Source organism: Pseudomonas sp. Irchel 3F3, assembly GCF_900187545.1.
Taxonomy (GTDB): domain Bacteria; phylum Pseudomonadota; class Gammaproteobacteria; order Pseudomonadales; family Pseudomonadaceae; genus Aquipseudomonas; species Aquipseudomonas fortuita.
The window spans coordinates 19,280-33,486 of the sequence record NZ_FYDS01000017.1; the positions used below are offsets into that span (position 1 = coordinate 19,280).

The following is a 14,207-nucleotide window of genomic DNA, read 5'->3' on the forward strand; positions in this document are numbered from 1 at the left end:
GGTTACTCCATGAAGCCTTGCAGCTTCAACTCGATCGAGCGCGGGTTTTCACCCTCGGCAATCGACAACAGGCCTTCGAGCAGCATCTCGCGGTAGCGCGACTGGCGCATGACGTTGGCCTTGAGCTTGTTGGCGATCGGCAGCAGGATCAGGTTGGCGCTGGCCACGCCGTAGATGGTGGCGACAAAGGCCACGGCAATCCCGTTGCCCAGCTGCGAAGGGTCAGCGAGGTTGCCCATCACGTGGATCAGGCCCATCACCGCACCGATGATGCCGATGGTCGGCGCGTAGCCGCCCATGCTCTCGAATACCTTGGCAGCCTGGATGTCACGGCTCTCCTGGGTCAGAAAGTCGACTTCAAGGATGCTGCGGATGGCTTCTGGCTCAGCGCCGTCCACCAGCAATTGCAGGCCTTTGCGCGCATACGGGTCGGGCTCTGCATCGGCCACGCCCTCAAGGCCCAGCAGGCCTTCCTTGCGCGCGGTCAGGCTCCAGTTCACCACACGGTCGATACCACCCGCCAGGTCTACCCGCGGCGGAAACAGTATCCAGCGCAAAATCTGCAAGGCGCGCTTGAAGGAAGACAGCGGCGACTGCAACAAGGCTGCCGCCAGGGTGCCACCCAGCACGATCAGCGCCGCCGGGCCATTGACCAGCGCGCCGGCATGGCCACCTTCCAGAAAGTTGCCACCGACGATGGCGACAAAGGCGAGAATCAGGCCGATCAGGCTGAGGACGTCCATCAGACGCAGGCCTCCACCAAGTGCTTGCCGATTTCGTCCAGGCTGTAGACCGCATCGGCCAGGTTGGCCTTGACGATGGCCATGGGCATGCCATAGATCACGCAGCTGGCTTCATCCTGGGCCCACACGGTACTGCCGCCCTGCTTGAGCAGGCGTGCACCTTCACGGCCATCGGCGCCCATGCCGGTGAGCACCACCGACAGCACCTTGTCGCCGTAAGACTTTGCTGCCGAACCAAAGGTGATGTCCACGCACGGCTTGTAGTTCAGGCGCTCGTCACCGGGCAGGATCTTCACGGTGCCACGGCCGTCGATCATCATCTGCTTGCCGCCGGGGGCCAGCAGGGCCAGGCCTGGGCGCAGCACGTCGCCGTCCTCGGCTTCCTTGACGTTAATGCGACACAGCTTGTCCAGGCGTTCGGCAAAGGCCTTGGTGAACGCCGCCGGCATGTGCTGGATCAACACGATCGGCGCCGGGAAGTTGGCAGGCAGCTGGGTCAATACCCGCTGCAGGGCCACGGGGCCGCCCGTGGAGGTGCCAATGGCCACCAGCTTGTAGGGTTTGCGCTTGGGGGCTGGCGAGTGCGACGCCGCCGGGGCAGCTGCACGGGCCGGCGCCGCAGGACGGGCTGGCGCGGGGTTGGCGAAACTGCTGGCGGGCGCAGGGCTGCTGGCCGGCACCGGCGCGGCGGCCGGTGCCGGCCTGGCATAGCTGCCCAGGCGGCGGTTGCTGCGCGAAAGGGTATGCACCTTCTCGCACAGCATTTGCCTGACCTTGTCGGGGTTGCGCGAAATGTCCTCGAAGTTTTTCGGCAGGTAATCCACCGCGCCAGCATCCAGCGCGTCGAGGGTGACGCGAGCGCCTTCGTGGGTCAGCGAGGAAAACATCAACACCGGCGTCGGGCAGCGCTGCATGATATGCCGCACCGCGGTGATGCCGTCCATCATGGGCATCTCGTAGTCCATGGTGATGACATCGGGCTTGAGCGCCAGCGCCTGGTCGATTGCTTCCTTGCCATTGGTCGCGGTACCCACTACCTGGATCGTCGGATCCGCCGAGAGGATTTCCGAGACGCGGCGGCGGAAGAAACCGGAATCATCCACCACCAGGACCTTGACTGCCATAAACACTCCATTAGGCGGCGCAACCCGCCAGGGTGCGCCACCGAAATCAAATACGCCGTGCGGCGTAACGCTTGAGCATGCTCGGGACGTCGAGAATCAACGCGATACGACCGTCACCGGTGATGGTGGCCCCGGACATGCCCGGGGTGCCCTGCAACATCTTGCCCAGCGGCTTGATTACCACTTCTTCCTGGCCCACCAGTTGATCGACGACAAAGCCGATGCGCTGCGTGCCAACCGACAGGATCACTACGTGGCCCTCGTGCTGCTCTTCGTGCACCTGGCCCTGTACCAGCCAGCGCTTGAGGTAGAACAGCGGCAGCGCCTTGTCGCGCACGATCACCACTTCCTGGCCGTCGACCACGTTGGTGCGCGACAGGTCGAGGTGGAAGATTTCGTTGACGTTGACCAGCGGGAAGGCAAACGCCTGGTTGCCCAGCATCACCATCAGGGTGGGCATGATCGCCAAGGTCAGCGGCACCTTGATGACGATCTTCGAGCCCTGGCCCTTGGCCGAGTAGATATTGATCGATCCGTTGAGCTGGGAAATCTTGGTTTTCACCACGTCCATGCCCACGCCACGGCCAGACACGTCGGAAATCTCGGTCTTGGTCGAGAAGCCCGGGGCGAAGATCAGGTTGTAGCAGTCCGATTCACTCAGGCGCTCAGCGGCATCCTTGTCCATCAGGCCTTTTTCCACGGCCTTGGCACGCAGGATGTTCGGGTCCATGCCCTTGCCGTCGTCAGAGATCGACAGCAGGATGTGATCACCTTCCTGTTCGGCCGACAGCACCACACGGCCGGTGCGGGCCTTGCCAGAGGCTTCACGCTCATCGGGCATCTCGACACCATGGTCGACGGCGTTACGCACCAGGTGCACCAACGGGTCGGCCAGGGCCTCGACCAGGTTCTTGTCCAGGTCAGTCTCTTCGCCGACCAGCTCCAGGTTGATCTCTTTCTTCAACTGGCGGGCAAGGTCGCGCACCAGGCGCGGGAAGCGGCCGAACACTTTCTTGATCGGCTGCATGCGGGTTTTCATCACCGCCGTCTGCAGGTCGGCAGTGACCACGTCGAGGTTGGACACGGCCTTGGACATGGCCTCGTCGCCGCTGTTCAGGCCCAGGCGTACCAGGCGGTTACGCACCAGCACCAGTTCGCCGACCATGTTCATGATTTCGTCCAGGCGCGCGGTGTCAACGCGGACCGTGGTTTCCGCTTCGCTGACGGCATGCTTCTCTGCTGCCGGAGCCGGTGCACGAGGGGCCGGCGCAGGCTTGCTGGTGGCCGCGGGTGCGGGGGCAGCAGGGGCTGGCTTGGCGACCGGCTGGCTGTCGGCCTTGGCTTGAGCAGGCGCTTGCACCTTGGCAACAGCCGGGGCCTCGACCGCAGCAACGTCACCACCAAACTTGCCCTTGCCGTGCAACTGGTCCAGCAGGGCCTCGAACTCGTGCTCGCTGATTTCGTCGCTGGCGGCGCTGTTGTCAACCGCGACCGGCGCCGGCGCGTTGGCGGCAGGCAAGGCATCGGCCTGGAATGTGCCCTTGCCATGCAACTGGTCGAGTAACGATTCGAATTCTTCGTCGGTAATTTCGTCGCTTGCCGCGTCTGCAGGCACGGCGACCGGCTGTACCGCGACTTCGACACTGAACTGGCCTTTGCCGTGCAACTGGTCGAGCAGCGACTCGAATTCGGCGTCAGTGATTTCGTCACCTTCGCCACTGCCAGCCTCGCCCTGCATCTGCTCGTCGACCGCGGCTTGCGCCTTGACCGCATCGAGCGAGTCGAGCAACTGCTCAAACTCGCTGTCGGTGATGTCCTGTTCATCGGCAGGGGCCGTGGCCGCAACCGGCGCCTCGGCTGACGGTGCCGCTGCAACAGGCGCTTGGGCAACCTCGGCGCCACCGGGTTCGGCCAGCCGCGACAGGGCCGCCAGCAGCTCGGGCGTGGCCGGGGTAACCTCGGCACGCTCGCGCACCTGCCCGAACATGCTGTTGACCGTGTCGAGTGCCTCAAGCACCACATCCATCAGTTCCGCATCGACCCGGCGCTCACCTTTGCGCAGGATGTCGAACACGTTCTCGGCGATATGGCAGCACTCCACCAGCTCGTTCAGCTGAAGGAAGCCGGCGCCCCCTTTTACAGTGTGGAAACCGCGAAAGATCGCATTGAGCAAGTCGGCATCGTCGGGTCGGCTTTCCAGCTCGACCAGTTGCTCGGACAGTTGCTCAAGAATTTCGCCGGCTTCTACCAGGAAATCCTGGAGGATTTCTTCATCGGCGCCGAAGCTCATCAAACGTGCTCCTTAAAAACCCAGGCTGGACAGCAAATCATCGACATCGTCCTGACCGGACACAACGTCTTCACGCTTATCGGCATGAATCTGCGGACCTTCACCCCGAGTCGGATGTTTTTCTAGATCTTTTTCTGCGCGCAGTTGATCGTGGTCATGCTGGATACCGGCAAAGCGGTCGACCTGGCTGGCCATCAGCACCAGTTTGAGCAGGTTGCTTTCCACCTCGGTCACCAGCGTGGTGACGCGTTTGATCACCTGCCCGGTCAGGTCCTGATAGTCCTGAGCCAGCAGAATGTCGTTGAGGTGGCCGGCAACCTTGCGGTTACCTTCAGCGCTGTGCGTGAGGAAACTGTCGACGCGTTTGACCAGGTCACGGAACTCCGGCGCTGCCACTTCGCGGCGCATGAAGCGCTGCCAGTCGGTACTCAGGGCCTTCGCTTCGCTGGCCAGGTCGTTGAGCACCGGGGTGCTTTCCTCGACCAGGTCCATGGTGCGGTTGGCCGCACCCTCGGTCAGCTTGACCACGTACGACAGGCGCTCGGTAGCGTCGGTTATCTGCGACACCTCCTCGGCCTGTGGCATGGTCGGGTCGATCTGGAAGCTGACGATAGCGCTGTGCAACTCGCGGGTCAGCTTGCCGACCTCCTGGTACAGGCCACGGTCGCGAGTCTGGTTCAGCTCGTGAATCAGCTGTACCGCCTCGCCGAAACGGCCCCGCTCCAGGCTTTCGACCAACTCCTGGGCATGTTTCTTCAGGGTCGATTCGAACTCCCCCAAAGACGTTTGTGATGAATCCATGGCGCGCCCCCTGACGTGACTCAGCCGTTGACGCGTTCGAAGATCTTCTCGATCTTTTCTTTGAGCACCTGGGCGGTGAACGGCTTGACCACATAGCCATTGACGCCGGCCTGGGCCGCTTCGATGATCTGGTCGCGCTTGGCCTCGGCAGTCACCATCAGTACCGGCATGGTTTTCAGCTTTTCACTGGCACGCACTTTACGCAGCAGGTCGATACCGGACATGCCGGGCATGTTCCAGTCGGTCACCAGGAAGTCGTAGTGGCCGTTTTCCAGCATCGGCAGCGCCGTGGTGCCATCGTCGGCTTCTTCGGTGTTGGTGAAGCCCAGGTCACGCAACAGGTTCTTGATGATCCGCCGCATCGTCGAAAAGTCGTCAACGATGAGGATTTTCATGTTCTTGTCCAATTAGACCTCCAAGCAGTCTCAAACGCGCCCGGCCGACCGGGCACGCACTCATTCAATTCGGTACAACGTGGAAAACGCACGTGGAAAACGACTGCAACGACCCCGGGCTCAACGTGCCCGCCATTCCCCCAGGCGGCTACGCAGGCGCGCGGCACATTGGCTGTGCAACTGGCTGACCCGCGATTCGCTGACCCCAAGCACCTCGCCGATTTCCTTGAGGTTCAGCTCTTCGTCGTAGTACAGCGCCAATACCAGGCGCTCACGCTCCGGCAGGTTGGCAATGGCCTCGGTCAGGGCAGCCTGGAAGCGTTCGTCCTCAAGGCCACGTGCAGGTTCGACGTGGCCACTGGCGCCATCCTCATGCAGCCCTTCGTGCTCGCCGTCCTGCAACAGGTCGTCAAAGCTGAACAGGCGGCTGCCCAAGGTATCGTTCAAGATCCCGTAGTAATCATCGAGACTCAACTGGAGTTCGGCAGCAACTTCATGATCTTTAGCGTCTCGACCGGTTCTGGCTTCAACGGCACGCATCGCGTCACTGACCATGCGGGTATTGCGGTGCACCGAACGCGGTGCCCAGTCGCCCTTGCGCACCTCGTCCAGCATGGCCCCGCGGATGCGGATGCCGGCATAGGTTTCAAAGCTGGCGCCTTTGCTGGCGTCATACTTGTTGGCCACTTCAAGCAGGCCGATCATGCCGGCCTGGATCAGGTCCTCGACCTGCACGTTGGCCGGCAACCGCGCCAACAGGTGGTAGGCAATGCGCTTCACCAGCGGGGCGTAGCGTTCGATCAGCTCGTACTGGCCGTCTTTCGCTGCCCGGCTGTACATCTTGAAGCCGCTGGCATTCATAGCACGGGTCCCGCGCTGGTGGGCTGCACCAGACGCTCGACAAAGAACTCCAGGTGACCGCGCGGATTGGCCGGCAGCGGCCAACTGTCAACCTTCTGGGCAATCGCCTTGAAGGCCAGCGCGCACTTGGAGCGTGGGAACGCTTCGTAGACGGCGCGCTGCTTCTGCACCGCCTTGCGCACGCACTCGTCGTACGGCACGGCACCCACGTACTGCAGGGCCACATCGAGGAAGCGGTCGGTGACCTTGGTCAGCTTGGCGAACAGGTTGCGTCCTTCCTGCGGGCTCTGCGCCATGTTGGCCAGCACACGGAAACGATTCATCCCGTAGTCGCGGTTGAGCAGTTTGATCAGGGCGTAGGCATCGGTGATCGAGGTGGGCTCGTCACACACTACCAGCAGCACTTCCTGGGCGGCGCGAACGAAGCTGACCACCGACTCACCAATCCCCGCTGCAGTGTCGATCACCAGCACGTCGAGGTTGTCGCCGACTTCACTGAACGCCTGGATAAGACCGGCATGCTGGGCCGGGGCCAGGTGCACCATGCTCTGGGTGCCCGAGGCTGCGGGGACGATGCGCACGCCGCCAGGGCCCTGCAACATCACGTCACGCAGCTCACAGCGCCCTTCGATGACATCGGCCAGGGTACGTTTGGGGGTAAGGCCCAGCAACACGTCGACGTTGGCCAGGCCCAGGTCGGCGTCCAGCAGCATGACCCTGCGGCCAAGCTCGGCCAGCGCCAGGGACAAGTTCACTGAAACGTTAGTCTTGCCGACGCCACCTTTGCCACCGGTCACGGCGATCACCTGTACGGGATGCATGCTACCCATGTCTGTTCTTTACCTTGTCTCGCTGGGACTCAGGCCACACGTGGGGCAATTCTGCGTACCCCTTGGCATAGCTACTTTGCACACGCTTCATGGTCAACCCGCTCGCCGGGGGTTGTGATAGAGATCAGCGAACATGTCGGCCATGGCCTCTTCGCTGGGCTCGTCCTGCTGCTGCACATTGACCGCACGGGAGACCAGTTGGTGGCCGCGCGGCAGGTGCAGGTCGTCAGGAATGCGCGGGCCATCGGTCAGGTAGGCCACGGGCAGTTCATGACTGATGGCAAGGCTCAGCACATCGCCAAGGCTTGCCGTTTCATCCAGCTTGGTCAGGATGCAACCGGCCAGACCACAACGTTTGTAGCTGTGGTAGGCGGCGGTCAGCACCTGTTTCTGGCTGGTGGTGGCCAGCACCAGGTAATTCTTCGCGGCAATGCCACGCCCGGCCAAGGTTTCCAGCTGCATGCGCAGTGCCGGGTCGCTGGCCTGCAGGCCGGCGGTATCAATCAGCACAACGCGCTTGCGCAACAGCGGTTCCAGCGCCGCGGCCAGGGACTGGCCCGGGTCGACGTAGGTCACTGGCACGTTGAGGATGCGGCCCAGGGTCTTGAGCTGCTCCTGCGCGCCGATACGAAAGCTGTCCATGCTCACCAGCGCCAGGTTCTGCGCGCCGTACTTGAGCACGTAGCGGGCAGCCAGCTTGGCCAGGGTGGTGGTCTTGCCCATGCCGGCAGGGCCGACCATGGCAATCACCCCACCCTCTTCGATCGGCTCGATTTCCGGCATTTCGATCATCCGCGCCAGGTGCGCCAGCAGCATGCGCCAAGCCTGGCGAGGCTCTTCGATCTCGGTGGTGAGGTCCAGCAGCTCACGGGCGATCGGCCCGGACAGGCCGATACGCTGCAGACGGCGCCAGAGGTTGGCCTGCTGTGGCTTGCTGCCTTGCAGCTGGTTCCAGGCCAGCGAACCGAGCTGCACTTCCAGCAACTCGCGCAGGCCCGACAGCTCGGAGCGCATCGCATCGAACAGGCGCGGGTCGACCGGCGCGGCAGCCGGGGCAGCGGCGGGCTCAGGGGCATCGACGTGCGGCTCGATCAACGGCTCGGCGGCCGTCAGCGACTGCCCGGCAAACAATTGGCGGTTGTTGTCGCTGCTGTCCTGGCGGTGGTCCAGCTCGGCCTGGGCGGTAGCGATGCGCGTGTGGGTCTTGCGCAGCTCTTGTTCCAGCTCGGCGTTAGGCACGCGCGGGGCCAGGGCGGACAGCTTGTAGTCCAGCGCGGCCGTCAGTTCGACACCACCGGCAATGCGGCGGTTGCCAATGATCGCGGCATCGGCGCCCAGCTCGTCACGGACCAGTTTCATGGCCTGACGCATATCGGCGGCGAAAAATCGCTTAACTTGCATTATCCACTACCTCAGCCGTTAGGGCCCACGGTGGCAACGATGGTGACTTGCTTGTTGTCCGGTATTTCCTGATACGCCAGCACATGCAAATTCGGTACAGCCAGGCGACCGAAACGCGACAGCATGGCGCGGATCGGGCCGGCGACCAGCAGGATGGCCGGCTGGCCCTGCATCTCCTGACGCTGGGCCGCTTCGATCAGCGAACGTTGCAGCTTCTCGGCCATGCTCGGCTCCAGAAGAACACCATCTTCCTGACCCTGCCCGGCCCTTTGCAGACTATTGAGCAAAATCTGTTCCAACCTTGGCTCCAGGGTAATCACTGGCAGCTCCGACTCAACGCCGACAATGCTTTGCACGATGGCGCGACACAATCCGACGCGCACCACCGCCACCAGCGCGGCGGTATCTTGACTCTTGCCGGCGTTGTTCGCGATGGCTTCGGCAATACTGCGAATATCGCGCACCGGCACCTGTTCCGACAACAGCGCTTGCAGCACCTTGAGCAGGCCCGACAAGGAAATGACACCGGGCACCAGCTCTTCTGCAAGTTTAGGCGATGCCTTGGACAGCACCTGCAGCAGTTGCTGAACCTCTTCGTGGCCGATCAGCTCGTGACAGTGCTTCTGCAAGATCTGGTTGAGGTGGGTGGCCACCACGGTGCTTGCGTCGACCACGGTGTAGCCCAGCGACTGCGCCTGTGAACGCTGGCCGACATCGATCCACACCGCCTCCAGGCCAAACGCCGGGTCGCGTGCGGCAATGCCGTTGAGGGTGCCGAACACTTGCCCAGGGTTGATCGCCAGCTCCCGGTCCGGGTAAATCTCCGCTTCGGCCAGGATTACCCCCATCAAGGTCAGGCGATAGGCGCTGGGCTGCAGGTCGAGGTTGTCGCGAATATGCACGGTGGGCATGAGGAAACCCAGGTCCTGGGACAGCTTCTTGCGCACACCCTTGATCCGCGCCAGCAACTGGCCGCCCTGGTTGCGGTCGACCAGCGGGATCAGCCGGTAGCCGACTTCCAGGCCGATCATGTCGATGGGCGTCACGTCGTCCCAGCCCAGTTCCTTGGTATCAAGCGCGCGCTGCGGCGAGGGCAGCAGGTCTTGCTGCCGCTGCGCCTCCTGCTGCGCGTCCAGCTTGGCCTTGTGCTGCTTCTTCCACACCAGGTAGGCACCGCCACAAGCCAGCAGGCCAAGACCGAGGAAGGCCACGTGGGGCATGCCAGGCACCAGCCCCATGACGATCATCAGCGCACCGGACACCGCCAGCGCCTTGGGCGAATCGAACATCTGCCGGTTGATCAGCTTGCCCATGTCCTCGGAGCCCGAGGCACGGGTAACCATGATTGCGGCGGCAGTGGACAGCAGCAGGGATGGCAATTGCGCCACCAAACCGTCACCGATGGTCAGCAAGGCGTACACCTTGCCGGCATCACCGAAACTCATGCCGTGCTGCAGCATGCCGATCAGCATGCCGCCAATCAGGTTGATGAACAGGATAAGCAGGCCGGCAATGGCGTCACCGCGCACGAACTTGCTGGCACCGTCCATCGAGCCGTAGAACTCCGCCTCCTGCGCCACCTCGGCACGGCGGTGCTTGGCCTGGGCCTGGTCGATCAGGCCGGCGTTGAGGTCGGCGTCGATGGCCATCTGCTTGCCGGGCATGGCGTCGAGGGTGAAACGCGCGCTCACCTCCGAAATACGCCCGGCACCCTTGGTCACCACCACGAAGTTGATGATCATGAGGATGGCAAACACCACGGCACCGACCACGTAGTTGCCGCCGATCACCACCTCACCGAAGGCCTGGATTACCTTACCGGCAGCACCGTGGCCCTCCTGGCCGTGCAGCATGACCACACGGGTGGACGCCACGTTCAGGGCCAGGCGCAACAGCGTGGCCACCAGCAGGATGGTGGGGAAGGCGGCAAAGTCCAGTGGGCGCAGGGCGTACACGCAGACCAGCAGCACCACGATCGACAGGGCGATGTTGAAGGTGAAGAACACGTCGAGCAGGAACGGCGGTATCGGCAACATCATCATTGCCAACATCACCAGCAGCAGCAACGGCACACCCAGATTGCCCCGGCCGAGGCCGGCCAGGTTGTTGCGGGCGTTGCTGATTAACTGAGTGCGATCCACCGCGAGTCCTCTTGATGCAAAACTTTGACGCCCAGGGGGCGCCTGGGCGTGGCTTTGCAAGAAGCCTTCCAACTTTGCTCGGTGGGAGATTTATGTTTCCTGTGCTGGCCTCTTCGCGGGCATGCCCGCTCCCACAGGCCCCCGCAATACCTGTGGGAGCGGGCGTGCCCGCGAAAGGGCCAGAAGCCCTGACACAAGGTCAACTGTCGCGGCGCAGGTCCGGCGGGATCGGCAGGTCTTCTTTCAACGGCTCTGGCCGCTTGCCCCTGCCAGCGCGGTACTGGCGGATCTGGAACACATAGGCCAGTACCTGCGCCACGGCCAGGTACAAGCCGGCAGGGATTTCCTGCTCAGGCTCGGTGGAGTAGTAGATCGCCCGCGCCAGCGCCGGCGATTCGAGGATCTGGATCTTGTGCTCCACACCAATCTCACGAATCTTCAGGGCCATGAAGTCGGTGCCCTTGGCCAGCAGCAAGGGTGCTGCCCCGCCCTTCTCCGGGTCGTACTGCAGGGCCACCGCATAGTGCGTCGGGTTGGTGATGATCACATCGGCCTGCGGCACCGCCGCCATCATGCGCCGCTGCGACATCTCGCGCTGCAGTTGGCGAATACGTTGCTTGACCTCGGGCTTGCCCTCGCTGTCCTTGTACTCGTCGCGCACTTCCTGCTTGGTCATCTTCATTTTCTTGTGCGTCTGGTACAGCTGGATGGGCACGTCCGCCGCCGCAATCAGCAGCAGCCCGGCCGACATCCACAACGCACTCCAGCCCACCACCTGCAGGCTGTGAATGATCGCCTGCTCAAGCGGTTCGTTGGCGATCGACAACAATGCCTGGCGGTCGCTGACCAACACCACCACCGCCACCGCCAGAATCACGAAGAATTTGGCCAGCGCCTTGAGCAGCTCGGTCAAGCCGTTCACCGAGAACATCCGCTTGATCCCCGACAGAGGGTTCATGCGGCTGAATTTTGGCTGCAGCAAGCTGCCCGAGAACAGGAAACCGCTAAGGGCAATGGGCGCAACGAAGGAAATCACGAACAGCAGGATAAGCACCGGCTGCACAGCCCATATCGCCATCTTGCCCGAGGCCAGCAGGAAGGCGCCCATTGCCCGCTCGTCGACAATGATGTCGCGCGTGAGGCTGAAGTTCATGCGCATGATGCTCAGCAACGTCTCGGCCATGTGACCGCCGAACGCCAGCAGGCCTCCAGCGCCAGCCAAGGTCACCGCCACCGTGTTCAGCTCCTTGGAGCGCGCGATCTCGCCTTTCTCGCGGGCATCGCGCTTGCGTTTCTCGGTGGGGTCTTCTGTCTTGTCCTGACCGCTCTCGCTTTCTGCCATGCTCAGCGCGCCCTCGCCAGTTCACGCAGCCATTGCAGCGCTTCGCTGGCCAATGCCTGATAGTGGGACAGCACATCGGCCAGACCCACCCAGAAAATGAGCATGCCCAGGACCAGGGTCAACGGGAGGCCAATGGAGAAGATGTTCAACTGTGGCGCGGCTCGGGTCATCACGCCAAAGGCGATGTTCACCACCAGCAAGGCGGCGACGACCGGCAGGATCAGCAGCAGGCCGGCCGCAAACATCCAACCCACTCGCCCGACCAGTTCCCAGAACTGGTTGACCACCAGCGCATTGCCCACCGGCAAGGTGGTAAAGCTTTCGGTCAGTACTTCGAACACCACCAGGTGGCCGTTCATCAACAGGAACAGCACGCTTACCAGCATGGTCATGAACTGGCTGATCACCGTGACGTTCACGCCGTTGGCGGGGTCGACCATCGAGGCGAAGGCCATACCCATCTGCACCGCGACGATCTGCCCGGCAATCACGAAAGCCTGGAACAGCAACTGCAGGGCCAGGCCGAACAGCGTGCCGACGATGATCTGTTCGCCACACAGCAACAGGCCTCGCAGGCTCAGCGGGTCGAATTCGGGCAGCGGCGGCAGCGCCGGCACGATCACCACGGTAATGGCCACCGCCACGTACAGGCGCACCCGCGCCGGCAGCATGCGAGTGCCAAAGATCGGCATGGTCATCAGCACCGCAGTCACCCTGAACAACGGCAGGATGAAGGTGGCGACCCAGGTGCCGATCTGCGCGTCGGTCAGCTCCAGCATGTCAGCGTCAACCGATGAGCTGCGGGATGTTGGTGTAGAGGGTGGTGATGTACTCCATGAACTTCTGTACCAGCCATGGCCCGGCAACGATCAGCGTAACCAGCATTACCAGCAGGCGCGGCAAAAAGCTCAGGGTCTGTTCGTTGATCTGCGTGGCGGCCTGGAACATCGCCACCACCAGGCCCACCAGCAGGCTCGGCACCACCAGCACAGCGACCATCAGGGTGGTCAGCCACAGGGCGTCACGGAACAGGTCGACGGCTACTTCGGGTGTCATCGGCGGCTCTCCTTGACGGCGTCAGACGCCGCCGAAACTGCTGGCCAGGGTGCCCATGATCAGCGCCCAGCCATCCACCAGCACGAACAACATGATCTTGAACGGCAGCGAGATGATCAGCGGCGACAACATCATCATACCCATGGCCATCAGCACACTGGCCACGACCATGTCGATGATCAGGAACGGGATGAAGATCATGAAGCCGATCTGAAACGCGGTTTTCAGCTCGGAGGTAACGAATGCCGGCACCAAAATCGTCAGCGGGACCTGATCGGGGCCGGCGATGTCGGTGCGCTTGGACAGGCGCATGAACAAGTCCAGGTCGCTTTGCCGGGTTTGCGCCAGCATGAAGTCCTTGAGCGGCACCTGGGCCTTGTCGATGGCCTGCTGGGCAGTCATCTGCTCCTTGAGGTACGGCTGCAGGGCGTCCTGGTTCACCCGGTCGAACACCGGCGCCATGATGAACATGGTCAGAAACAGCGCCATGCCGGTCAGGATCTGGTTGGACGGCGTCTGCTGCAGGCCCAGGGCCTGACGCAGGATCGAGAACACGATGATGATGCGGGTAAAACTGGTCATCAGGATGACGAACGCCGGGATGAAGCTGAGCGCCGTCATGATCAGCAGAATCTGCAGGCTGACCGAATACTCCTGCTGCCCGTCCGCCCCGTTGGACAGGGTAATGGCCGGGATCGACAACGGGTCGGCGGCCAGGGCCAGCGGCGCAGCCAGCAGCAGCGCCAAAGTCAACAACATACGCAGCGGGCCGCTCATCACTTCTTGTCCTTAGGGTCCTTGCCCATCAGCTCCATCAACCGCTGGGCAAATTCCGGCGTTGCCTGACGTGCGCCAGCCGGCACTTCCACGGGTTCGGCCAGCACATGCAGCGCCTCGATGCTACCGGGGGTGTGGCCAATCAGGATCTGCTCCTTGCCCACCTGCACCAGCAGCAGGCGGTCACGCGGGCCGATGGCCCGGCTGCCGACGATCTCGATCACCTGCCCGCCCTTCACCGCCGTGCTCTGCATGCGCCGCAGCACCCAGGCCAGAAAGAAGATCAGGCCCACCACCAGCAGCAGACCGAAGACCATCTGCGCCAACTGACCGCCAAGGCTGCCAGGCGCCGTCGCCGGGGTTGCCGCCGGCGTGGCTGCAGCCAGACAGGCCTGGCTGGCCAGCAGCGCAGCGAACGCCGCAAAGGCGCGCATCGTGCCCTTCAC

General features: G+C 62.9%; 14 protein-coding genes. All 14 read right to left on the reverse strand.

Annotated elements, in window-relative coordinates; all coding sequences use genetic code 11:
• Positions 1 to 2 precede the first annotated feature (2 nt).
• Complete coding sequence (locus tag CKW35_RS26385) at positions 3 to 743, reverse strand: flagellar motor protein (RefSeq protein WP_016488409.1); 741 nt, start codon at positions 741 to 743, stop codon at positions 3 to 5.
• Positions 743 to 1,867 (reverse strand): chemotaxis response regulator protein-glutamate methylesterase, encoded by a 1,125-nt coding sequence (locus CKW35_RS26390; protein WP_016488410.1) that lies wholly within the window; start codon positions 1,865 to 1,867, stop codon positions 743 to 745. The genes CKW35_RS26385 and CKW35_RS26390 overlap by 1 nt, the downstream gene beginning before the upstream one ends.
• A 46-nt stretch (positions 1,868 to 1,913) precedes the next feature.
• Entirely contained in the window at positions 1,914 to 4,157 is a 2,244-nt protein-coding gene (locus tag CKW35_RS26395) for a chemotaxis protein CheA (protein WP_016488411.1), read from the reverse strand.
• Positions 4,158 to 4,169: 12 nt separating this feature from the next.
• Positions 4,170 to 4,958 carry a protein phosphatase CheZ gene (locus tag CKW35_RS26400; protein WP_016488412.1) on the reverse strand — a complete coding sequence of 263 codons (789 nt, stop codon included), beginning with the start codon at positions 4,956 to 4,958 and terminating at the stop codon, positions 4,170 to 4,172.
• Positions 4,959 to 4,978: 20 nt separating this feature from the next.
• The gene (locus tag CKW35_RS26405; RefSeq protein ID WP_161775562.1) at positions 4,979 to 5,353 is read right to left on the reverse strand and encodes a chemotaxis response regulator CheY; all 375 of its coding nucleotides are present in this window, start codon (positions 5,351 to 5,353) and stop codon (positions 4,979 to 4,981) included.
• Positions 5,354 to 5,473: 120 nt separating this feature from the next.
• The gene (gene fliA, locus CKW35_RS26410; protein ID WP_016488414.1) at positions 5,474 to 6,214 is read right to left on the reverse strand and encodes an RNA polymerase sigma factor FliA; all 741 of its coding nucleotides are present in this window, start codon (positions 6,212 to 6,214) and stop codon (positions 5,474 to 5,476) included.
• Complete coding sequence (gene fleN, locus CKW35_RS26415) at positions 6,211 to 7,044, reverse strand: flagellar synthesis regulator FleN (protein WP_016488415.1); 834 nt, start codon at positions 7,042 to 7,044, stop codon at positions 6,211 to 6,213. Before fleN ends, fliA begins: the two co-directional genes overlap by 4 nt.
• Positions 7,045 to 7,137: 93 nt before the next feature.
• Positions 7,138 to 8,445 carry a flagellar biosynthesis protein FlhF gene (flhF, locus tag CKW35_RS26420; protein ID WP_016488416.1) on the reverse strand — a complete coding sequence of 436 codons (1,308 nt, stop codon included), beginning with the start codon at positions 8,443 to 8,445 and terminating at the stop codon, positions 7,138 to 7,140.
• 11 nt (positions 8,446 to 8,456) lie between these two features.
• Positions 8,457 to 10,586, reverse strand: coding sequence for a flagellar biosynthesis protein FlhA (gene flhA, locus CKW35_RS26425; protein WP_016488417.1), 2,130 nt, complete (start codon positions 10,584 to 10,586; stop codon positions 8,457 to 8,459).
• A 199-nt stretch (positions 10,587 to 10,785) separates the two neighbouring features.
• On the reverse strand, positions 10,786 to 11,928 hold the full coding sequence (gene flhB, locus CKW35_RS26430) for a flagellar biosynthesis protein FlhB (RefSeq protein WP_016488418.1): 1,143 nt from the start codon (positions 11,926 to 11,928) through the stop codon (positions 10,786 to 10,788).
• Between the two features lie 2 nt (positions 11,929 to 11,930).
• Positions 11,931 to 12,707, reverse strand: a complete 777-nt coding sequence (gene fliR / locus CKW35_RS26435) for a flagellar biosynthetic protein FliR (protein WP_016488419.1) — start codon at positions 12,705 to 12,707, stop codon at positions 11,931 to 11,933.
• A 7-nt stretch (positions 12,708 to 12,714) separates the two neighbouring features.
• On the reverse strand, positions 12,715 to 12,984 hold the full coding sequence (fliQ, locus tag CKW35_RS26440) for a flagellar biosynthesis protein FliQ (RefSeq protein ID WP_016488420.1): 270 nt from the start codon (positions 12,982 to 12,984) through the stop codon (positions 12,715 to 12,717).
• Positions 12,985 to 13,005: 21 nt separating this feature from the next.
• On the reverse strand, positions 13,006 to 13,761 hold the full coding sequence (gene fliP, locus CKW35_RS26445) for a flagellar type III secretion system pore protein FliP (RefSeq protein WP_016488421.1): 756 nt from the start codon (positions 13,759 to 13,761) through the stop codon (positions 13,006 to 13,008).
• Positions 13,761 to 14,195, reverse strand: a complete 435-nt coding sequence (gene fliO / locus CKW35_RS26450; protein ID WP_033734953.1) for a flagellar biosynthetic protein FliO — start codon at positions 14,193 to 14,195, stop codon at positions 13,761 to 13,763. Before fliO ends, fliP begins: the two co-directional genes overlap by 1 nt.
• Between the last annotated feature and the right edge of the window lie 12 nt (positions 14,196 to 14,207).